We start from the raw sequence: 20,099 nt of genomic DNA on the forward strand, positions 1-20,099 counted from the left end.
CCGCACGGATGGTTCATCGTGCGGGGCCCTTCGTCTGGGTCCCAGATCAGGCGACGAGCGGCGATCAGGGGTTGGGCAGCAGGTGCTTGTTGTCGTTGAACAGCTTGATCTGGTCCTGGTTCAGCGTGACGCCACTGTCCTTGGCCGCCTGCCAGAGGTTCTTGATCTCGGGGCTGACGCCGGCCTCGGTGAGTGCGTCGGTGACCTGGTTGGCGACGTCCTCGGTGGTCTTCGCCAGGTCGACGCTGCCGTTGCCGCCGGGGAGAACCGGGGCGATCTCACGAGGGGTATCGGTCGGCGCGCTGCGCGGGGTCGAGCCCGACAGGCCGGTGCCACAGGTGGGCCAGGCGCCCTTGCCCTGCGAGCCGAGCACACGCTCGGCGACGACGATCTGCTCCTCGCGCGAGGCCTGATCGGCGGTCGGGGCGAACTCGCCGCCGCCGTGGCCGGTCCAGGTGCTCGGAGCGAACTGCAGGCCGCCGTGGTAGCCGTTGCCGGTCGAGATGGCCCAGTTGCCACCGGATTCGCACTGCGCGACCTGGTTCCACTCGGCGTCGGTGGCCGCGTTGGCGGTACCGGTGCCCAGGAGGGCTGCTCCGCCGCCGAGGACCGCGCCGGTGAGGGCGACCTTGGTGATGGTCTTGGCGGCCGTGCTGGTCGTCTGCTTGCGATGACGTCCGGACATGTGTGTAGTTCCTCTCTCCACGCGCCTACGAAGTCAGCTGTCGGGTTCGAGCGAGAGGTGCTCGGTCTCGGGTCGTCGTGGTGGTCGCCGCGACTTCCGGGACTTAACCCCGAGGACACCTGGTGTGGTGCCCGGTCTCAGGGGATGAGGTTGGGTCCCCCGTCCTCGTTCCTAGATTGCTTGTCGTTCCCACCGGCGGAACGAGGCTCGGCGCGGCCGGTGGGACGTTATGTCTTGGTTGCTGTGTCGTGACCTCCGAGGAGGACGCTTCGAACAGTACGTCGTTCGTTGGACTGAATCACCTGCTTGGACGCAAGCGATTTTCGGCCCGGATCCGGGTCTTCCGACCCACTTCGGCCGTCATCCCAGTTCAACGGGTTAGTGGCCGTCCCGTGCCCATCCTGTTACCGGGCCGTGATGTGACTAAGGTCACAAGCGGTGTGTGGCGTCAGCCACCGGCAAACGGGGGGAGGACGTCGAGTGTCGTGCACGTGCCGAGCGCACGCGTCCGATCGGAGAACGCGATCTCGTCGCGCAGATACGAGCAGCGTGCGAGAACCTCGGCGAGGGAGGGGTTTCCGGCGGCGAGGGTGTTCTCGAGGACGCCGAGGGGGGTCGACGGATCGACGTCGATCACCTTTTCCTCGGCACCGGCCGCGGCGCGCGCGGCCGCGAAGAACCGAACTGTGAGCTGCATCGGATGTGAGCCTAGCCGCCGATCGCCGACATCGGTCGATCCGGTTGGGTGAAGCCCGCCGCGTTCACCTCGTGGCCGGCCGCCTTCGCCCACATGTTCGCGCGCCACAGTCGCGCGATGGCTACGTCGATCTCGTCGTCGGGGAGGGTGCGCAGTGCGTGCCGGACATCGGTCTCCGACGTCGCGAAGAGGCAGTTGCGCAGTGACCCGTCGGCGGTGAGCCGGGTGCGGTCGCAGTCCCCGCAGAACGGCCGGGTGACCGACGCGATGACCCCGACCCGTGCCGGCCCGTGCGACCCGGTATGGCCGTCGACGAGCCACGTGGCGGCCGGGGCGCTGCCGCGCGGAGCTGGGTCGGGCAACAGGGTGAACCGTTCCCGCAGGGTCGCGAGGATCTCCTGTGCGGTCACCATCTGCGCTCGTTGCCACGCATGGTCGGCGTCGAGTGGCATCTGCTCGATGATGCGCAGCTCGTAACCGTGCTCGAGACAGTAGGCGAGCAGGTCGGGGACTCCGGGCAGGTCGACACGGTCGGGCACCACGGCGTTGACCTTGACCGGGTCGAGCCCGGCGCGGCGGGCCGCCGCCAGGCCGTCGAGCACATCGGACAGACGGTCCCGGCGCGTGATCTCGGCGAAGCGGGCCGGGTCGATGGTGTCCAGCGAGACGTTGATGCGGTCGAGGCCGGCGTCGACCAGACCGCCGACCCGGCGGGGCAGTCCGAGTCCGTTCGTCGTCATCGCGATCTCGGGTGACTGCGGGAGGCCCGCGACGGCGGCGATGACGTCCTCGAGGTCGCGGCGCAACAGAGGTTCGCCGCCGGTGAACCGGATGCGCTCGATCCCCAGGTCGCGCACCGCCACCGTCAGCACCCGGATCAGTTCATCGGTGGACAGCACCTGGTCGGTGGGCATCCAGTCGAGACCCTCCGCCGGCATGCAGTACGAGCACCGCAGATTGCAGCGGTCGGTGACCGAGACCCGGAGATCCTTCGCGACCCGACCGAACGTGTCGAGTAGCGGCCCGTCGATGGGCACACCGGAGGTGGCTGCTTCCCGCGGGGAACGGGGCAGCGGCAGTCCGAGGCTGATCTTGCTCATGTCGATGTCGTACTCATGGTGCTGGGCGACTCACTTCCGGGTCGGGTCCGTGCGCGCTTCCAGCGCACGGAAGGTGCTGGCGTGGAAGACCAGGGGCTCGATGCCGGGGTCAGCGCGCAACGTCTCGATCTCCAGCAACACGACGGTGTGGTCGCCGGCCTGGATCTCGTTGTGGATCGTGCACGACAGGTGGGCGGCCGCGTCGGGCACGAAGACCGCCCCGCGATCGGTGCTCAGCGGCGTGATGCCGTCGAACCGGTGCTCCGACGACCCGGCGAGTTGCTTGCAGAGTTCGATCTGGTCGCCGGCGAACACGCTGACCCCGATGGCCGGAGCCGTGCGGATCCGCGGCCAGGTCGTCGAGGTGTTCTGGACGCAGACCGAGACGAGTGGCGGGTCGAGCGAGACGGTGGTGAACGAGCTCGCGGCCATTCCGATCAGGGTGGTCGAATCCCCGTCGCGCTGTTCGCAACACACCGCCACGACGCCCGACGGGAAACAGCTGTACGCGTCACGCAGCGCCCGCCCGTCGGAGACGGGGGAGAGATCGGGGGTGGTGTCGATGGTTGTGGTCACGATCCTCACCTGGCTCGGCGTCCGGCACGGAGTGCGTACACCAGGCCCAGGACGAAGCCCAGCGGTGCGCACATGGTCAGCAGGTAGACGGCGGTCGGCGCGGTGTCGCCGCCGGTCACCAACGGTGTCAGGAACAACGCCACGATCGCCAGAATTCCGATCATGAACACAACCCCGGCAGCCTGCAGCAACCGCGGGGAGGATGTCTTCTGCATACCCGCCACGGTAGTGCAATGCCGGCCGGTGCGACGCCGCGCGAACCATGCCTGCCGGGTAATGGTGTGACCGCGCGGGGGTGCGTTGGCTAGGATGGTCCGAAGCAGGCGCCTTGCATCCGTCTGGGTACGCACGGTCTTCCGCCGTCCGGGCCGCGAGATGGGTGACGGCGTCTTTTGTCGTGACGGGTCGTTTTTCGACAGATCTAGAACAGATGAGGGTGAGCACAGTGCCGACCGGCAAGGTGAAGTGGTACGACGCGGACAAGGGCTTCGGCTTCCTCTCCCAGGAGAGCGGTGAGGACGTCTACGTCCGTTCGGCAGCGTTGCCCGACGGAGTCGAGGCGCTCAAACCCGGCCAACGCGTCGAGTTCGGCATGGCCGCCGGTCGTCGCGGCCCGCAGGCGTTGAGCGTGAAAGTGCTCGAACCCGCACCCAGCGTCTCGAAAAACGTTCGCGAGGCCGCCCGCAAGGACGTGAAGCGGCACACCCCCGACGAACTGCACGGGATGGTCGCCGACCTCATCACCCTGCTCGAGGGCAAGGTTCAGCCGGACCTGCGCAAGGGGCGTTATCCCGACCGCAAGACCGCGCAGCGGATCTCCGAAGTCGTGCGTGCTGTCGCGCGGGAGCTCGACTCCTAGGGCCGACTACGCGGCGGGCGCGGTCTGAACCGCGAGCTCGCCGCGCGGCAGGACGTCGTCGGCGGGGGTGAGCCGCGCCGACGCCGAGATCACGGTGAACCCGACCAGCACCCGGTCCGGTTCCGACCGGAGCGTCACCGTGAAGGTGTCGTCCGCACCCTGCTGCTGCTCGTCCTCGACGATCCCGCGCGGAGTCTGATAGACCGCCGCGAGGTTCCACGGACCCTGCGCGATCTCGCTCGAGACCGTCAGCATGATCGTCGAACCCACCGGCACCGGCACCGTCGCGGTCTCGTTCGGCGCGGTGATCTCGGGATCGCACACGGTCAGCATCAGGTCGCACCACCAGCGCGGGTCGACGGTGTGCAGTTCGTCGCCGACCGCGACGTGCAGGTAGGGCTGATCGTCGTGCGCCGCGTCGCGGGTCAGCAGGAACACCGAGGTCCCCACCACCGCGACGAACAGCACGACGACGATCGCGATGATCGACAGAGCCTTCTTCTCACCACTGCTGATCACTGACGACGTTGTCCTGTCTGGTTGGGCGGCGGGTGATCGCCGGGGCTGTACGGGCGCTCACCCCGGGTCTCGAACGGGGCGGTCGACGGGGTCCGGGTGGGCATGCGGGCGGTCGAGGGCCGCGCGGCGTGCGGTCGGGTGTCGGCGTCCGCCGGACCGGTCCGGGTGGTTGATCGGGCTTCTGCCGCGCGGAAGGCGACGGTGGGCGCGGCGTGGTCGGGGCGTCGACCGCCCAGACCGGGGACCAGTGACTTGCCGCGGGTGGTCATCACCGTCTGCAGCAGCCCGAGGCCGAGCAGTACCGAGACGACCGTGAAACCGATCCACAGGGTCGGCGGCAGCAGCACGCCGAGCGAGGCGCCGAAGACCCACGACAGCTGCAGCACCGTCTCCGACCGGCCGAACGCCGAGGCGCGGGACTCGTCGGGCAGGTCGTCCTGGATGGACGAGTCGAGGCACACCTTCCCGATCGCGCTGGTGCCGGAGGCGACCAGGGCTGCCACGGCGGCCGCGGCGATGTTGCCGAAGATGGCGGCCAGGACCGCGACGACGAAGCAGGCGGCGGTCGCGCCGACGACGATGTTCGGCGGGTTCTTCAGCTCGAGGCGGGTGCCGACGCCGTTGCCGATCATGTTGCCGACGCCGGCGGCGGCGCCGACCGCGCCGAGGAGAAGCAGCTGGGTCCAGTCCGAGGCGTCGCCCTGCTGGGCCTTGGCGTAGAACGCCACGAACAGCGTCAGGAAGCCGGTCAGGATGCGGATCGTGCCGTTGCCCCAGAGGCCCGCGACGACCTTGCGTCCGAGTGGCTGGCGCATCTTCGCCGCGATCATCTTCGCGCCGTCGCGAGCGCTTGTCGGCTGCTCGGAGTCGCCGGGGGCCGATCGCGCGGGCTCGCCGTGGTAGGTGAGGGTCGTCGGGATCTCGCCCTCGGTGGACTCGACCCACGCCGGGATGCGCATGCACAGGTAGGCGCCGGCGGCGGCGACGACGGCCAGCCACACCATCGCGCCCGGCAGATGCAGTGGGAGCAGCTGGCCGAGGAGGAACTCGATGGCCGCGGCAACCGCGCCGCCCACGATCGTGCCGCCGATGAGGCCGAAGGTGGTCAGCCGCGAATTGACCCGGGGGAGGTCGATGGTCGGCGGCACCACACGCGGCGTGACGGCCGACTTGAGGACGCCGAACGATTTGGACAGCACCAGCAGACCGAGGGCACAGGGATAGAGCACCCACGGGTCGTATTCCAGCTGCTGGGTCACGTCGTTCCACTGGACGTTGGCCATGATCAGCAGGGCCAGGACGACGCGCAGTCCGAAGGTCGTGGCCATGGCGATCCGCCGGCCTCGCTGCAGTCGGTCGAGGAGCGGACCGATGAGCGGAGCGATCAGGGCGAACGGCGCGATCGTCAGTGCCAGATACAAGGCCACATTCGTCTTCGACTCACCGGTCGCGGCGGCGAAGAACAGCGTGTTCGCGAGCGCAACGGCCATCGCGGCGTCGGCGGCGAAGTTGGCGATCACCGGCAGCGTCAGCGCGGTCAGGCCCGACTGGTCGGCGCCGTCGGCGGTGGCCGCCCGGTGGATCTTGCCGATCCCCCTGCCGGTCAGCTCGCGACTCCGCATCGCCGCGACCCGCATCACCGTCAGCTTCTTGGGTGTACGGCTTCCACCGTTCTGGGGCCCGTGGTCGGTCGGCATCGCCCGGGTCGCCTCGTCGGCCGGCGGACGGGCGCGGTCGTCGAGCGGCGGGAGATGCGGATTGTGGGTCGGCGGGGGGAGGTAGGCGTTGCGGCCGGGACCCGGCCCGGACGGCGGCTCTCCCCATCCCGGCGCCGGTCGCCGGGTCCGCATCTGCCGCGTCTCGTCGGCCGGATAGTTCGTCGAACCGGGGTGCTGCGCGGCGCGTCGTGCGCGACCGTCGGGTGGCGGTTGCCGAGGGTGCTGGTCGGCGGGACCCCTGGGGGCCCCGCGCCCCTCGTCGTGTCGGGAACTCCGTGGGATCACGCAGACGATTGTTCCTCATCTCCGACTGTGGTCGCTTGAAGCGGGTCGGTTGTGTGGCACACGTCGGCGGTATTGCACACTGGAGCGGTGACTCAGGTTGGTGACGGCGAACGGCACGGTGACGCCGAACGGCTGCTGGCAGCCGTCGACATCGCTCGTTCCGCGCTGCTCGAGGAAGGTCAGCGGCCCGGCGCGCACCGGCGCAGTGTCGCCGAGGGCGACTGGGCCGCCGCGCACTACTTCGATGCCGAGCTCACGGGCTACCGGGGCTGGCAGTGGTGCGTCGTGCTGGCGGGTTCCCCGGGCAGCGACGAGATCACGCTCAGCGAGGTCGTGCTGCTTCCGGGTGACGGCTCGCTGCTCGCGCCGCCGTGGGTGCCGTGGTCGGAGCGGGTCGCGTCGGGCGATCTCGCACCGGGCGATCTGCTCGCCGCCGAACCCGACGACCCGCGTCTCGTGCCGAACCAGATCGACACCGGCGACGAGTTCCGATTCGAGTCCGAGTCCGTGGAACCCGACGACGTCGGTCAGGTCGCGGGCGAGCTGGGCCTCGGCCGCAAGAGACTCCTGAGCCCGGAGGGCCGCGCCGAGGCTGCGCAGCGCTGGTACGACGGCGACTTCGGTCCCGGCTCGGAGATGGCGCAGGCCGCGCCGTACTCGTGCTGTACCTGTGGTTTCTACGTCCCGCTCGCGGGTGCGCTGCGCGCCGGCTTCGGCGCCTGCACCAACGAACTGGCGGCCGACGGGCGCGTGGTGTCGGCCGAATACGGATGCGGTGCGCACTCGGACGTGCAGGGCCCCAAGGGGAACGGATCGCCCGCGTACGACGCCTACGACGACGGCGCGATCGAGGTCGTCGAGATCTCCCGGGACGCGGAACCGGCCCGGACCTGATCCGGCGCGAACCGACCGTGACCGACGATCCGTTCGGCACCGCGACATTGCGGTCGTCGACCCTGGATGCGTGGGCGGCGTCGCCGACCCGGTTGGCCGAGGACGCGGCCGCCGAAGCGGATCTGGTGACCGTCGGCTACCGGGATCGACTGCTGACCGAACTGGCCGCGAACGCCGCCGACGCGGCCGCGGCGGCCGGTGTCGAGGGCCGGCTGGCGGTCTGGGTGGACGGCACCGAGTTGCATGTCGCCAACACCGGCGCCCCGCTAACCGATGCGGGGGTGCGTTCACTCGCCGCGTTGCGGGTGTCGGCGAAGGCCGCGGACGACTCGGGCGCCCGGCAGATCGGGCGGTTCGGGGTCGGCTTCACCGCCACCGCGACGGTCGCCGATCGAATCGAGATCCGTTCGCGCAGTGGGTCGGTGGTCTTCGACCGAGAAGACGCGATGGACGCTGCGCGAGCTGCCGGGATCTCTGTCGACGGGCCCGCGGACGTGCCGGTGCTGCGGCTGGTGTGGCCGACGGATCAGACGCCGACCGATGGCTTCGACACCGAGGTGGTCCTGCACCTCCGCGAGGAACCCGGACCGCTCCTCGACGCCATGCTCGGCCAGGCGCCGGATCTAATCGTCGAACTGACTGCGCTGCAACACATCAGCGTCGGTGATGTCGAGGTGTCGGCCGAACGGTCGGCGGGGCCGGACGTCGACGACGATACCGCGCGCTCGGTCGTGACGACGGTGTCCGTCGCCGGTGCGCCGGACGCGACCGACCTGCCGTCGACGCGCCGCTGGCTCGAGGTCGCCCGGGGCGGCACCCGCTGGCTCGTCGACGCCGACGGTGAGCCCGCGGCGGCCGGCGAGGTCCTGCGCGCCCCCACGCCCACCGACATCGAACTCAGCCTGCCGTGCCGGTGTATCACCGACCTGGCACTCACGCCGGATCGACGGCACCTCCATCCACGTGCCGAGATCGGCGACGCAGCAGCGGGTTACGTCGATCTCGTGCGGCTCGTCGAACCGGTGCGCAGGGTCGAGCTGGTACCCGAACTGCATCTCGCGCGTAATCCCGACGACGCGCGTCTGGTCGAGGCGGTTCGTCGCGAACTGCGGGATGTCGCGTGGCTTCCGGCGGCGGCCGGTGCCGACCTGGTGCCGCCGCGCGGGGTGATGCTCGTGGGTCTGACCGATCGGCTCGCAGGGATACTCGGCGACCTGTTCGCTGACCTGATCCACCCGGATCTGTCGCTGACACAACATCTCCCGACGCTGGGCCGGCTGGGTGTGTCGGAGCTCGGGCTCGCGGAGCTCGCCGAACGTCTCGTCGGCGTCGACCGTGAACCGTCGTGGTGGCACGACCTGTACGACGCCCTGTCGCCCCTGGTGTCGACCGGCCGCGAGGTGGAGGAACTCGGTGCCCTGCCGATCCCGAGATCGGACGGACGGATGGCGATCGGGGTGCGCGGACTCTATGTCAGTGACCGGATCTCGACCCCCATGCGGTGGATTCCCACCGTGCATCCCGAGGCGCGCCACGAACTGCTGACCCGACTCGGCGTCGCGGATCTGACGGTCGCGCAGGCGGTCTCGGACCCGGCGCTGCGCAGCCTCGTCGACGATGTCGACTTCGATGCGGCCGGCCCCGACGATGACCGGCTCGCCGTCGAGGTGTGTGCGGTGTTGCGGGCCGATCCGGAAGCACAGGTGCCGTCGTGGCTCTCGACGCTCGCCCTCCCCGATGCCGACGGCGAGTTGCGGCCGGCCGACGAACTCCTGCTGCCGGGCAGCCCGCTGCTCGAGGTCTTGGTCGACGATCACCCGTTCGGTGTGGTCGACGCCGAGGTGGTCGCCGAGTGCGGCGTCGAGGAACTGCGGCGGATCGGCGTCGGCTGGGGTTTCGTGACCGTCGACGACGACCTGCCCGTCGCGCCCGAGCATGACCTGCCCGACGAGGAGGACTGGTGGGCCACCCTCCCGGACGCGCCCGAGAAGCTCAGTGCAGTGCGGGATCTCGACCTGATCGAGGACCGGCGCTGGCCGGAGGCGTTGACCATGATGGCCACCGACGAACGGATCCGGCCGCTGCTCGCCGACCGGACGGGCTACACCGCGTGGTGGTTACGACGCCATGCGGAGATCGACGGTCTGCTGCTGGGGGAGTACCGATCGCCGTCGGATGAGGTTCTCGAGAACATCATCGATCCCCTCGACCACCCGTATGCCGACGAGCTCGCCGGCGCCCTCGCCCGGCTGGAACCCGACTCCGCCGACGACGCGACGCTGCTGCTGACCCGGCTCGGCGATCGGGAGCGTGTGATCACTGCGGGCGCAACGGTGTCCGTGTATGCCGCCGTCGTCGCGGCGTGCCGGAGCGGCATCGTCGATGCGCACGACGTCGAGGTGCCTGAGCGGGTGCGCACCCTCGCCGGCACAACCGCCGACCGCGCGGTGGTCGTCGACCGGCCGTGGTTCCTGCAGGCGCTGGCCGACGACGAGGCGGTACTCGCCGGACCCACCGTGGTCTCGGCCGACGCCGACCTGCTGGGCACGCTGCTCGACCTGCCGCTCGCGAGCGAGGAGTATTCGGCGTCGGTGTCCGCGCCGGGGGAGGCGGTCGGCTGGGCGCACCCGGCGGTGGTGCGCTTCGGGGCGTCGCGGGGGATCGAGATCCCGCACGGCGATGTCCGGCTACACGACGAACTGTGGATCGCGTTGCGCAGCAACGACGGCGGAGACGGCCCCGATGTCGCACGGGAAGTGCGGGTCGAATGGTGGGTCGACGACGCGGGTGTCACCCACCTCGAGCGTCCGGGCCGGCGTCGATCCCCGCGGTGAGGATCGACGCGAGCTGGCGGTAGGCGGCCGCGTCGTCGAGTCCGGTCGCGGCCCACACCTCGCGACGCTGGATCCGGCTCATCATCGATGAGGCGAGGTCGGCGGCGAACGCGGCGTCGACGTTGCGGAACTCGCCGGCCGACACCCCGTCGGCGATGAGCGCTTGGACCCGGGACGATGCCGCCGCGGTGTTGCGCTCGTACAGCGCGCGTGCCGGTTCGAACGCGTCGAGATCGCGCATGAACGCCTCCGAGGCCGGTGCGAGTGCCTCGCCCACCGCCACCAGGTAGACGATGACCCGTTCGCGCGGACTCGACGACGCCGCGACCCGTGACTCGACCTGTTCGGTCGCGCTGCGGAAGAAGTGCGTCACGGTGGCGGTGACCAGTTGTTCCTTGCTGGCGGCAAGGGTGTACAGCGTCGACTTCGAGCAACGGAGTTCGGCGGCGATGGAACCGATCGACAGGTGCGCGAACCCTTCACGCAGGATCAGTTCGAGAAGGGCGTCGAACAGCGCGGCCCGTCGGCGGGTGGCGAAACCCTGGGTCGCCATGCCTGCTCCTTTCCGGCTGTACCTTCGCTGCCCGAAATAGTACTGTGCAGAGGACCTGAGTACTAGTTTCGTAACCCTGGAGGTCTGGAATGCCGGTCGATCGCCTGCTCCCCAACGACGAGGCGCGCGACCTGATCGCGCTGGTCCGCGACATCGCCGACAAGCGCATGGCGCCGATCGTCGACCAGCACGAGAAGGACCGCCAGTACCCGGACGGGTTGTTCGCCGAATTGGGTGTGGCGGGGTTGCTCGGGCTGCCGTACCCGACGGAGTGGGACGGCGGCGGCCAGCCGTATGAGGTCTACTTGCAGGTGCTCGAGGAGCTGGGCGCGCGCTGGGCTGCGGTCGCCGTGGCGGTCAGCGTGCACGGGCTGGCCTGCCATCCGCTGTTCAACTTCGGCACCGACGAACAGAAGCAGCAGTGGCTGCCAGATCTGTTGAACGGCAGGCTGATCGGTGCCTACAGTCTGAGCGAACCCCAGGCCGGATCCGACGCCGCGGCGCTCGCGTGCCGCGCCGTATCGACCGACGGCGGTTACTCGATGACGGGTTCGAAGGCGTGGATCACGCACGGCGGCATCGCCGATGTGTACAACGTCTTCGCCCGCACCGGTGAGGGTTCCAAGGGGGTTTCCTGCTTCTTCGTCGCCCGGGACACCGAGGGGCTCAGCTTCGGCAAGCCCGAGGACAAGATGGGTCTGCATGCGGTCCCGACGACCGGCGCCACCTACGACGACGCGTTCGTCGAGGAGGGACGCCGGCTGGGGGCGGAGGGGCAGGGGCTGCAGATCGCCTTCTCCGCGCTTGATTCCGGACGCCTGGGCATCGCTGCGGTGGCCACCGGCCTGGCGCAGGCGGCGCTCGACGCCGCCGTCGACTACGCGCAGGAACGAGCCGCGTTCGGCCGCAAGATCATCGACCACCAGGGGCTGTCGTTCGTGCTCGCCGACATGGCCGCCGCGGTCGACTCGGCCCGCGCGACCTACCTCGACGCCGCTCGACGCCGCGACGCCGGCATCGACTACACGCGCGCGGCGGCGACCGCCAAACTGGTGGCCACCGACGCCGCGATGAAGGTCACCACCGATGCGGTCCAGGTGTTCGGCGGTTACGGCTACACCCGGGACTTCCCGGTCGAGCGCTACATGCGCGAAGCGAAGATCACCCAGATCTTCGAGGGCACCAACCAGATCCAGCGGTTGGTGATCGGTCGGTCGCTGGCGCGGTGAGTTCGCCGGCCGTCGGTGTTCAGCGTGGGTTGTAGTAGAACGCGCGGTCGTCGAGGCGCCGGAACTTCGGTCCGCCGAGTCTGATCATCAGCCGCAGGACGGCGGGGATGCGGGCGTAGACCGCGTCGCGGTCGGGACCGGTCAGCCCTTTCGCCATCAGCGGGCACGTCCGCAGGGTCTCGGCCAGACCCGCGCGCTTGCTCATCTTCTCCTCGAAGGCGTCCCAGTCCTGCGGCGTCAAGCGGCGCTGCACGATGGCGATCGCATCGGTCTCCTCATGGGCCAGGTGCCTGCCGAGGACCGCCTGGGCGCGGTGCAGCGCGTCCGCGAGGTCGGCCCGGGTCTGTTCGTCGGCGCGCTCGGCCATCCGGGCGAAGCCGGCCGCACACTCTTCGAGCAGCGGATCGATCTCGTCGTGCTCGGCCTCCATCGCCTGCAGGATCTCCGCCTCGGCGTTGTCGCACCGCTCGAGCAGCAGCGGCCACAGTTCCAGGTCCTCGCCGGTGTGGTGGTGGTGCAGCGCATGGGCGAACATCGCCCATCGACGGGAGAGCGCACGCCAGGTCCCCGCGTCGTCGACGGGGGTGGCCGGGACGGTCGCGGCGAAGTCGGCGAGGTCTCGCCGGAATCCGTGGTGCAGGACGTACATCATGAACGGGTCGAGCGGTCCGTCGGGCGCTGCCGCCTGGCCGGGGAGCCGGAGCTGGATCGGGTGAGCGGTGTGGGCGGGGTGGGTCGTCATCGTGCGGGTCCTCATCGGTACGGGGGTCGGGCTGGTTCGATGACCACTGTCGACGCCGACGCTTGCGACGTACTTGAGGGCGACTTGAGCGACGCCTGGATAGGGTGACGGAATGTTCCCCTCTCCGACGACGATCGACGAGGACATCCTGAACTGGGTGGTCGAGAACCGGTCGGAGCCGTGGGTCTCGATCGCCGAAGTGGTGACGGTACTCGGCAACACGGTGACGATGGTGGTGCTGACATGTGCGGTCGTGGTGACACTCGCCGTGACCCGGCACCGAGTCGACGCGGTCTTCGTCGGCGCCGGAGTGCTTTTCGGATACGGTCTGATGCAGGCACTCAAGTACTCGTTCGCGCGGGACCGGCCACCCGTCGAAGAACGTCTACTGAACATCGACACCTTCTCGTTCCCCTCCGGGCACGCGATGATGACGATGGTCGTGTTCGGGCTGTTCGCTGTCGCGGCGTTTCGTTGCTCGCCCTGGGTGCGGGCGCATCGCTGGATCCTCGTGATCGCCCCCGTGCTGTCGATCCTCGTCGGCCTCACCCGAATACAACTCGCCGTGCACTGGGCCACGGACGTCGTGGCCGGATGGTTGTTCGGGGCGATCTGGGTGGTGTTCTGTACCTGGATATTGCTCGGGTACGAATCACGCCGTGGCTCCGGTGGTCTCGCCGGGGACCGGTAATAGGTCACGCCCAGCGCGGTACCCGGCCGGGTTCACTGTGGAGTTGTCAAGGGACTGATGCGGTCCCGGGGTGTGGCCCGGGTGCGGAAGGTGCTACGCGAAAGTGTGTGTCGGACGGCCGGTCAGGCGGCGTCGTCGAGTCGCATGGTGCGTCGGTTGTAGGCGGGTAGCGGTCGGCGGTGCGGATCGATCGACACGGGTGGGATGAGCCAGGGGTGGCGGTCGAAGCCCATGACAATGTCCCAGCCGTGGTGGTGGACCTGGGTGTGGCAGCGTTGACACAGCAGGCAGCCGTTGTCGAGGTCGGTGGGTCCGCCGTCGGCCCACGACTTGATGTGATGCACCTGTGTATGGGACGGCGGCGCACCGCATTTGATGCAGCAGGCGTCGCGGACGATGATTGCCTTGCGGAGGTGTGCCGGATACAACCGACGGGTGTGACCCATCTGCAGCGGTACGCCCTCACTGTCGAGGACGATCTCGGTCAGGGATCCGTCGCAGGAGACCTGTTTCGCGGTGGCATGGCTGACCGTCCCGGTCCACGGCAGCGTTGCGAGTTCTCCGGTGGCGGGGATGGTCAGCATCAGTTGCGTGCGTGGACTTCCGACGGTATCGATGGTCGCGCCGATCGCGGCTTGGTCGAGGATCAACTCGAAAGCGTCGGCACGGCGCTGCTCGGCGGTGCGACGATCTTCGGCGCCGTCGGGTTCGGGCCGTGGACACGATCGTTCGTCGATCATGGCCTGGAACTTCTCGCCGACGATCTGGGTGAGGTCGGCCCGGATTTCGACGCGGCCGTCGTCGGTGGTGTGGGCGTTCACCGAGTTCAGCGATGGGTCGGCGGCGGCGGGGACTCCGGTATCGGAAGCGTCGGCAAGGCCGTTGGCGACGGCTCGGGCGAACTTGAGCACTTCTGCCGGTGTCGCGCCCGACAGTGCTTGGGCGATGAGCTCGATCTCGTACTCGGAGCGCTCGTCATCGGAAATGCCGTCGGCGCAGCACTTCTCGATCTGGTTCATTCCACGAATGATGGCATCGACGATCTCGCTGGACAGCCGCCCGTCGGCGGCGTGACGCGCCAGGGCCGGCAACGTCGGCAGGGCATCGACACTCCGCATGGTGCGAAGAGCGGCGGCCGGCGCATGGCCTGACTCGATCAGCAGCTTCTTGGTGGTGCTGCCGGCTTTCTGGGCGATACGGAGTTCGCCGAGTTGCGATGTGTGGGTGACGATCTGGTGGTCGACGGTGTTGCGGATCAAACGCAGCGTCTCGAGGGCGTCGAACGTCGCTCTGCCCGTGGGGTCATCGGCGGGTGGTGTGGTTTCGATGAGCTGATCGAGGAGAGTGGCGAGCTCTGGCATGACTCCAAGGTACAGGAACATTCGTTCGATCACGAGGTTTCTCCACAGGCTCGAGATCCCGAAATTGTCGACTGTGCAGTCGATTTCGTTGAATGCGCGTTGATCGTTGACAGTGATGAACTTCAGTCACACCCGTTTCGATTTCCGGTCGAAAAGTGGTGGGTTTGTCACGAACGAAGGCCTCGACGGTCGCTCGGGGTCGCTCGGGGAGCGCGAGCTACTCAGCCGGCGGGGCGCACCCGGGCTCGCTGTGCAGATGCGGGAGCTGCTCGGTCGGCGTGAGCGGCCGCCGAAATTCCCCCGGGTGGGGGACAGTCGAACGGCGTCGGACTGGGATTCACTGGACGGATGTCGAATCCGGGGCCACCCGACGATGACGCGACCGTGCCCGGACCAGCCGACCGGGACGAGTCGCCGACGACGATCCAACCTGCCCGCCCGACGGTGGTCCCGGGGGTGTCGCTGAACAAGGCCCCGGCGCCGGACCCCTACGGCGCCACGCAGACGGGCCCGACGCCGCAGTACCCACCGCCGTATCAACAACCGCCGACTGGCTATTCGCCGCCACCCGGACAGCCCCAGTACGGCTACCCGCCGCCGGGCTACCCGCCGCCGGGCTACCCACCGCCGGGTTATCCACGACCGGGGTACCCCCAGCCCGGATATCCCCAGCCCGGGTACCCGCGCAGGTCCAATCGGCGCGCGTACCTGATCACGGGCGTCGCGTTGGTCTGTGTCCTCGCGCTGGTCCTCGGGGGCGTCGTGTGGTGGAAGGTGTCCTCGTCGAGTGGCAATTCCGACGACACTCCGGACCTCGTCGCCGGTCAGCTCACCGGTTCGTTCCCGACCGCGCCGAGTCCCGCCTGGAGCGTCGACGCGAGTTCGTTGGGTGGTACGGGGTACGTCTCCGGTCTGCCGCTCGAGGCGACGTACAGGACTCAGGGTGCGGTCCACGACGACCACACATTGGTGACGCTCGTGCAGGTAGGTGACTCCACGAACGGCCCGGCACTGCGGCCCGTCGGGATAGACGCCGAGTCCGGCCGGACGTGGTCGTTCGGCGAACTGGTGTCCGGGTGCTCGGACTCCATCGTGGACAGCACCATCGCCTGCCTGGGTCGGGGCGCCGCGTATTTCGTCGACGTCCGGACAGGTCGCGAGATCGGCCGTGCTCCCGCTCCGCCGCAGGCGTTCGGGATCGCGTTCAACGGGAAGGCGGCGTTCGTCCGCGATTTCAGTGGTGGCAACGAACGCCAGGTCGTGTTCCACAAGGTGACGCCAGGAGGCGTGGAGTGGCAGCGCACGATCGACCTGCCCGAAGCGCTTCCGAGCGGGGACGCCTCGCAGTTCATCGCCACCGACGAGCTCGTCGCGAGCGCCGACGGCGTGGTCGCCGTCATCTCGGCCGACGACGGCCGGGTGATCTTCACGAGTCCGGGCCGGACCGGGATGGTGCCACGCCCGGACGGATCGGTCCTCGTGGTGACGGGCAGCATGACAAGCGGCACACCGACGAATGGTCCGGTCGTCGTGGTCCGGCCGGACGGCACATCCAGCGACTTGGCGGGTGTGAGCGTGGAGTCCGCTGCTGTCATGACTCCGACCCAGAGCGGGCGTGTGCTCATCGACGGTGCATACACCGACGTCGCGGACGGGGCGCGGATCTGGACGACGACTGATCTCCCGGCCCACACCTCGCCGACCGTCGTGCTGGCCGATGACCGTGAAGTCGTGTGGACGACGCACGACGCTGTCACTGCAGTCGATGCCATCTCCGGCCAGACGTTGTGGACGACTCCGACCGGGCCGGTCTACGGGTCGACCGGCCACGCCGTCACCGACGGCGAACGCCTCATCGCGCCCATGGCCGACGGCGGCGTGACCGCCCTGGATCTGGTGGGCGGTGCGCCAGTGTGGTCGGTGCCCCCGTCCACAATCGGCAATGCCCCCGCCGCGGGTGTCACCGAACCGCGTCCGGCATTGACGTTCGCCGTCGGCGACCGCCTGATCACGATGACCGCGACCACGATCACCGGCTTCGCGCCCACCGGTCCGGAGGCCATCGTTCCGGGCACGACTCGCGAGGCCGGCACCGCCGACGGCGGCGAACCCGAGTACGTCACGCCGTGCGGGGCGCCCCCAGTGTTCACGCCGCAGTCGTTCCGCACGTCGGCGGGTGGGCTGGGCGTGACGATGAAGGTCACCGCGAAGTGTCCGGGCGGCGACGTCCTGTACGGGCCGCAGACACGCATCACCATCTCCGACGGCAGCGGCATCGTCGCGTCGGGGAACTTCGACTTCCAGCGGGCGCCGGTCGCGGTGCCCTCGCTCGACGGGGCGGGCGAGGCGCTGACGATGGAACTCACCTATCCGCCCGGGAGCTTCTTCCGGCTGCCGGACACGCTCGGTGCCCAGGGGAGTGCGGCCGGCGACGCCCGCTACCTCGTCGACTGCGACAAGGGCCCGACCTCCGGGGCCGCGCCGAAGCTCGCGACTCCGCAGTCGGGAACGGCCGCGTCGTCGACCGCCACCGGGGCGTCGTTCCCGGCCGGAGCCGACGTGACGGCGAGCAGCGTCAGCGCCCTCCGTCTGCAGGCCGACGCCGATCGGGCATTCATCGTGGCGAACCTGAACAACCGGTGGGTGGCGCAGCTGAGCTCCAAACGGCCGGGTCTCGTTGCCGAGGGGCGGACCTGGACCGACCAGGCCATCCTCGACGAGTTCCTGGCACTCCGGTTGCGATTCAACGACGTTCGGCTCCTGTGGAGCGACGAGTGGCCGGTGTTCTCGTACCGCGGCTGGTGGGTGACGGTGGCCGCGGCGACCTTCCCGGGCCCGGTCGAGGCCAACAACTGGTGTCGCGCCCAGGGATTCGGCCCGGACAACTGCTTCGCGAAACTGGTGAGCACCACGGCCGGACCGGAGCAGACGACCTTGTACTGGAAGTGACGGCGCCCGACGCCGCGCCGGTTTGTTCGGAACGATGACGAGTAATCGGTTCATCGCGATACGGTCGGGTATGGATTTCTCTCCGTCAGCGCGGTCGGCCGAACTCACCGAACGCGTGCGCACCTTCGTGACCACCGAGATCGAGCCGGTCGAACCCGAGATCCATCGGGACATCAAGACCCGCCGCGACGAGAACGGCAACCCGTGGACGCCGTCGCCGATCATCGCCGAACTGCAGAAGAAGGCCCGCTCGGAGGGGTTGTGGAACCTCTTCCTGCCCGCCGAGCACGCCGGCCGCTATGCCGCCGACTTCGGCACCGACGGCGGCGCCGGGTTGACCAACTCCGAGTATGCGCCGATCGCGGAGGCGATGGGATCGTCCGGGCTCGCGCCGGTGATCTTCAACTGCAATGCGCCCGACACCGGCAACATGGAGGTGTTGCTGCGCTACGGCACCGACGAGCAGCGCACACAGTGGCTCGAACCCCTTCTGACCGCCGAGATCCGCAGCGCCTTCTGCATGACCGAGCCGGCCGTCGCGTCGTCGGACGCCACCAACATGGCCGCGACCGCCGTGCTCGACGGCGATGACGTGGTCATCAACGGGACCAAGTGGTTCTCCACCGGTGTCGGCCACCCGGACTGCAAGGTCCTCATCTTCATGGGCGTCACCGACGCCGAGGCCGACCGGAAGTCGCGGCACACGATGGTCCTCATCCCGATCGACGCCCCCGGCGTCACGATCGACCGGATGCTCACCACCATGGGCTACTTCGACGAGCCGTTCGGCCACGGCGAGGTCAGCTTCGACAACGTGCGCGTCCCGGCGTCGAACATCCTGCTCGGACCCGGCCGCGCCTTCGAGATCGCCCAGGGTCGGCTCGGTCCGGGTCGCGTGCACCACTGCATGCGGGCGATCGGACTCGCCGAGCGGGCGCTGGAACTCGGTGTGCGTCGGGCACTCTCGCGGGAGGCGTTCGGCAAGCAGCTCGCACGGCTCGGTGGCAACAGCGAGCGCATCGCCGACGCTCGCATCGCGATCAACCGATCGCGACTCCTCGTCCACCACGCGGCCTGGTTGCTCGACCAGGGCATGTCCCGCGAAGCCCTCTCGGCGGTCAGCGAGATCAAGGTCGAGGTACCCAACATGGCTCTCGACGTGATCGACCTCGCCATCCAGTTACACGGCGGCGCCGGTCTCACCGACGACTTCCCGCTCGCGCAGGCGTGGGTGGGCGCGCGGTCGCTCCGACTCGCCGACGGTCCGGACGAGGTGCACCGCAACGTGGTTGCCCGCATCGAGTTCGGCAAGTACCGCTGATCGGGAGACGAGGATGACCAACGAGGTGGCCGGCGCGGGCGACGTCCGCGCCGAGGATGCATTCGACGTCGAGGCGATGGCGAAGTGGCTGGAGGCCAACGCCGCGGACCCGACCGGTCTCGACGCCGTGCCGGAGGTCCGTCAATTCGGCGGTGGCGCTTCCAATCTCACGTACCTGCTGCGCTACCCGTCCAGGGATCTGATCCTGCGCCGGGCGCCCCGGGGTACCAAGGCGCGGGGCGCGCACGACATGGCACGCGAGTACCGGATCCAGTCCGAACTCGCGACCGCCATCCGCTACATCGCGCCGATGATCGCCTTCTGCGACGACGAGTCGGTCCTGGGCGCGGACTTCTACGTGATGGGCCGCATCGACGGTGTCATCCCGCGGACCGAGTGGCCCGCCGACGTCCCGCTCGACGCCGAGCAGGCACGCCGGCTCTGTCTGAACTTCATCGACACCCTGGTCGAGGTCCACTCGGTCGATCCGAGCACGACCGGACTCGCCGATCTCGGCAAGGGGCCGGGTTATGTGCGACGGCAGGTCGAGGGCTGGTCGGCGCGGTTCCGCAACGCGCACACCGACGACGTGCCCGACTTCGAGTCGACGATGACGTGGCTGGCCGACAACCAGCCCGATGACGTCGCCAACTGCGTCATCCACAACGACTTCAAGCTCGACAACGTCGTCCTCGACAAGGACGATCCCACCCGGGTGATCGGCATCCTGGACTGGGAGATGGCGACCCTCGGCGATCCCCTGATGGATGTCGCGGGTTCGATGGCCTACTGGATCCAGGCCGACGACCCGGATGCCATGCAGCTCATGCGACGTGTCCCGACGCACCTGCCCGGCATGCTCAGTCGTGCCGAGTTCGTCGAGAACTATTGCGAGCGCATGGGATTCGACATGACGCCGGAACGCTGGCGCTGGTATGAGGTGTTCGGACTGTTCCGGGCGGGGGTGATCGCCCAGCAGATCTACTACCGCTACTACCACGGCCAGACCACCAACAAGGCGTTCGAACGTCTCGGATACGCGGTCGGGATCATCGCGCAACGGCTGGACGACCTGCTCGTGTAACC

At 69.0% G+C, this 20,099-nt stretch carries 18 protein-coding genes and 1 riboswitch; of the genes, 8 read left to right on the plus strand and 10 right to left on the minus strand.

Translation table 11 applies throughout. The features are described 5' to 3' along the window. Nucleotides 1-64: 64 nt before the first annotated feature. The 5 genes from ACFVHY_RS03655 to ACFVHY_RS03675 all read right to left on the minus strand — a co-directional run bounded on the left by ACFVHY_RS03655 (nt 65) and on the right by ACFVHY_RS03675 (nt 3,273). Nucleotides 65-685: a transglycosylase family protein gene (locus tag ACFVHY_RS03655; protein WP_390268470.1), complete on the minus strand. Its 621-nt coding sequence runs from the start codon at nt 683-685 to the stop codon at nt 65-67. A gap of 6 nt (nt 686-691) precedes the next feature. Then, a riboswitch (cyclic di-AMP (ydaO/yuaA leader) is annotated at nt 692-908 on the minus strand. A gap of 225 nt (nt 909-1,133) precedes the next feature. Then, nucleotides 1,134-1,382: a MoaD/ThiS family protein gene (locus ACFVHY_RS03660; RefSeq protein WP_390268473.1), complete on the minus strand. Its 249-nt coding sequence runs from the start codon at nt 1,380-1,382 to the stop codon at nt 1,134-1,136. Nucleotides 1,383-1,393: 11 nt separating this feature from the next. Continuing rightward, entirely contained in the window at nt 1,394-2,482 is a 1,089-nt protein-coding gene (moaA, locus tag ACFVHY_RS03665) for a GTP 3',8-cyclase MoaA (protein WP_390268476.1), read from the minus strand. Nucleotides 2,483-2,512: 30 nt separating this feature from the next. Further along, nucleotides 2,513-3,058, minus strand: a complete 546-nt coding sequence (locus ACFVHY_RS03670; protein WP_390268479.1) for a flavin reductase family protein — start codon at nt 3,056-3,058, stop codon at nt 2,513-2,515. A 5-nt stretch (nt 3,059-3,063) separates the two neighbouring features. Next, on the minus strand, nt 3,064-3,273 hold the full coding sequence (locus tag ACFVHY_RS03675; RefSeq protein WP_058251626.1) for a hypothetical protein: 210 nt from the start codon (nt 3,271-3,273) through the stop codon (nt 3,064-3,066). 230 nt (nt 3,274-3,503) lie between these two features. Between ACFVHY_RS03675 and ACFVHY_RS03680 the strand changes: the two genes are divergently transcribed. Next, a complete protein-coding gene (locus tag ACFVHY_RS03680) occupies nt 3,504-3,917 on the plus strand; it encodes a cold-shock protein (protein WP_004020198.1) in 414 nt (137 codons plus the stop codon). A gap of 6 nt (nt 3,918-3,923) precedes the next feature. Here the strand turns inward: ACFVHY_RS03680 and ACFVHY_RS03685 are convergent, their stop codons facing one another. Both ACFVHY_RS03685 and ACFVHY_RS03690 read right to left on the minus strand, forming a co-directional pair. After that, entirely contained in the window at nt 3,924-4,436 is a 513-nt protein-coding gene (locus tag ACFVHY_RS03685; protein ID WP_390268482.1) for a DUF2771 family protein, read from the minus strand. Next, on the minus strand, nt 4,433-6,439 hold the full coding sequence (locus tag ACFVHY_RS03690) for an MFS transporter (RefSeq protein WP_390268485.1): 2,007 nt from the start codon (nt 6,437-6,439) through the stop codon (nt 4,433-4,435). The genes ACFVHY_RS03685 and ACFVHY_RS03690 overlap by 4 nt, the downstream gene beginning before the upstream one ends. Nucleotides 6,440-6,526: 87 nt before the next feature. Between ACFVHY_RS03690 and ACFVHY_RS03695 the strand changes: the two genes are divergently transcribed. Both ACFVHY_RS03695 and ACFVHY_RS03700 read left to right on the plus strand, forming a co-directional pair. Continuing rightward, nucleotides 6,527-7,333, plus strand: coding sequence for a DUF3027 domain-containing protein (locus ACFVHY_RS03695; protein WP_390268488.1), 807 nt, complete (start codon nt 6,527-6,529; stop codon nt 7,331-7,333). A 17-nt stretch (nt 7,334-7,350) separates the two neighbouring features. Next, nucleotides 7,351-10,167, plus strand: coding sequence for a sacsin N-terminal ATP-binding-like domain-containing protein (locus ACFVHY_RS03700; RefSeq protein WP_390268491.1), 2,817 nt, complete (start codon nt 7,351-7,353; stop codon nt 10,165-10,167). Here ACFVHY_RS03700 and ACFVHY_RS03705 read toward each other — a convergent pair. Then, nucleotides 10,124-10,720 (minus strand): TetR/AcrR family transcriptional regulator, encoded by a 597-nt coding sequence (locus tag ACFVHY_RS03705; protein ID WP_068971694.1) that lies wholly within the window; start codon nt 10,718-10,720, stop codon nt 10,124-10,126. The genes ACFVHY_RS03700 and ACFVHY_RS03705 overlap by 44 nt on opposite strands. Nucleotides 10,721-10,809: 89 nt before the next feature. Here ACFVHY_RS03705 and ACFVHY_RS03710 point away from each other — a divergent pair, with 89 nt between their 5' ends. Next, entirely contained in the window at nt 10,810-11,949 is a 1,140-nt protein-coding gene (locus ACFVHY_RS03710) for an acyl-CoA dehydrogenase family protein (protein ID WP_390268495.1), read from the plus strand. 19 nt (nt 11,950-11,968) lie between these two features. Here ACFVHY_RS03710 and ACFVHY_RS03715 read toward each other — a convergent pair whose 3' ends face one another. Beyond that, nucleotides 11,969-12,691: a hemerythrin domain-containing protein gene (locus tag ACFVHY_RS03715; RefSeq protein ID WP_390268498.1), complete on the minus strand. Its 723-nt coding sequence runs from the start codon at nt 12,689-12,691 to the stop codon at nt 11,969-11,971. 112 nt (nt 12,692-12,803) lie between these two features. Here ACFVHY_RS03715 and ACFVHY_RS03720 point away from each other — a divergent pair, with 112 nt between their 5' ends. After that, nucleotides 12,804-13,382, plus strand: a complete 579-nt coding sequence (locus ACFVHY_RS03720) for a phosphatase PAP2 family protein (RefSeq protein ID WP_390268501.1) — start codon at nt 12,804-12,806, stop codon at nt 13,380-13,382. Nucleotides 13,383-13,504: 122 nt separating this feature from the next. Here ACFVHY_RS03720 and ACFVHY_RS03725 read toward each other — a convergent pair whose 3' ends face one another. Then, nucleotides 13,505-14,764, minus strand: a complete 1,260-nt coding sequence (locus ACFVHY_RS03725) for a DUF222 domain-containing protein (protein WP_390268826.1) — start codon at nt 14,762-14,764, stop codon at nt 13,505-13,507. A gap of 327 nt (nt 14,765-15,091) precedes the next feature. Here ACFVHY_RS03725 and ACFVHY_RS03730 point away from each other — a divergent pair, with 327 nt between their 5' ends. From ACFVHY_RS03730 to ACFVHY_RS03740, 3 genes are all read left to right on the plus strand, one after another. Beyond that, nucleotides 15,092-17,692 carry a PQQ-binding-like beta-propeller repeat protein gene (locus ACFVHY_RS03730; RefSeq protein WP_390268504.1) on the plus strand — a complete coding sequence of 867 codons (2,601 nt, stop codon included), beginning with the start codon at nt 15,092-15,094 and terminating at the stop codon, nt 17,690-17,692. Between the two features lie 70 nt (nt 17,693-17,762). After that, nucleotides 17,763-19,013, plus strand: coding sequence for an acyl-CoA dehydrogenase family protein (locus ACFVHY_RS03735; protein ID WP_390268829.1), 1,251 nt, complete (start codon nt 17,763-17,765; stop codon nt 19,011-19,013). Between the two features lie 13 nt (nt 19,014-19,026). Then, entirely contained in the window at nt 19,027-20,097 is a 1,071-nt protein-coding gene (locus ACFVHY_RS03740) for a phosphotransferase family protein (RefSeq protein WP_390268507.1), read from the plus strand. The last annotated feature ends 2 nt before the right edge of the window (nt 20,098-20,099 follow it).

The organism is Gordonia sp. NPDC127522 (genome assembly GCF_042672305.1).
In the GTDB taxonomy this organism is placed as follows: domain Bacteria; phylum Actinomycetota; class Actinomycetes; order Mycobacteriales; family Mycobacteriaceae; genus Gordonia; species Gordonia hongkongensis.

What these genes read in the sequence shown, in the direction of transcription:
- ACFVHY_RS03655 (WP_390268470.1), bottom strand. Translation starts at nt 685, where the DNA reads ATGTCCGGACGTCATCGCAAGCAGACGACCAGCACGGCCGCCAAGACC.
- ACFVHY_RS03660 (WP_390268473.1), bottom strand. Translation starts at nt 1,382, where the DNA reads ATGCAGCTCACAGTTCGGTTCTTCGCGGCCGCGCGCGCCGCGGCCGGT.
- moaA (WP_390268476.1), bottom strand. Translation starts at nt 2,482, where the DNA reads ATGAGCAAGATCAGCCTCGGACTGCCGCTGCCCCGTTCCCCGCGGGAA.
- ACFVHY_RS03675 (WP_058251626.1), bottom strand. Translation starts at nt 3,273, where the DNA reads ATGCAGAAGACATCCTCCCCGCGGTTGCTGCAGGCTGCCGGGGTTGTG.
- ACFVHY_RS03705 (WP_068971694.1), bottom strand. Translation starts at nt 10,720, where the DNA reads ATGGCGACCCAGGGTTTCGCCACCCGCCGACGGGCCGCGCTGTTCGAC.
- ACFVHY_RS03710 (WP_390268495.1), top strand. Translation starts at nt 10,810, where the DNA reads ATGCCGGTCGATCGCCTGCTCCCCAACGACGAGGCGCGCGACCTGATC.
- ACFVHY_RS03715 (WP_390268498.1), bottom strand. Translation starts at nt 12,691, where the DNA reads ATGACGACCCACCCCGCCCACACCGCTCACCCGATCCAGCTCCGGCTC.
- ACFVHY_RS03720 (WP_390268501.1), top strand. Translation starts at nt 12,804, where the DNA reads ATGTTCCCCTCTCCGACGACGATCGACGAGGACATCCTGAACTGGGTG.
- ACFVHY_RS03725 (WP_390268826.1), bottom strand. Translation starts at nt 14,764, where the DNA reads ATGTTCCTGTACCTTGGAGTCATGCCAGAGCTCGCCACTCTCCTCGAT.
- ACFVHY_RS03730 (WP_390268504.1), top strand. Translation starts at nt 15,092, where the DNA reads ATGTCGAATCCGGGGCCACCCGACGATGACGCGACCGTGCCCGGACCA.
- ACFVHY_RS03735 (WP_390268829.1), top strand. Translation starts at nt 17,763, where the DNA reads ATGGATTTCTCTCCGTCAGCGCGGTCGGCCGAACTCACCGAACGCGTG.
- ACFVHY_RS03740 (WP_390268507.1), top strand. Translation starts at nt 19,027, where the DNA reads ATGACCAACGAGGTGGCCGGCGCGGGCGACGTCCGCGCCGAGGATGCA.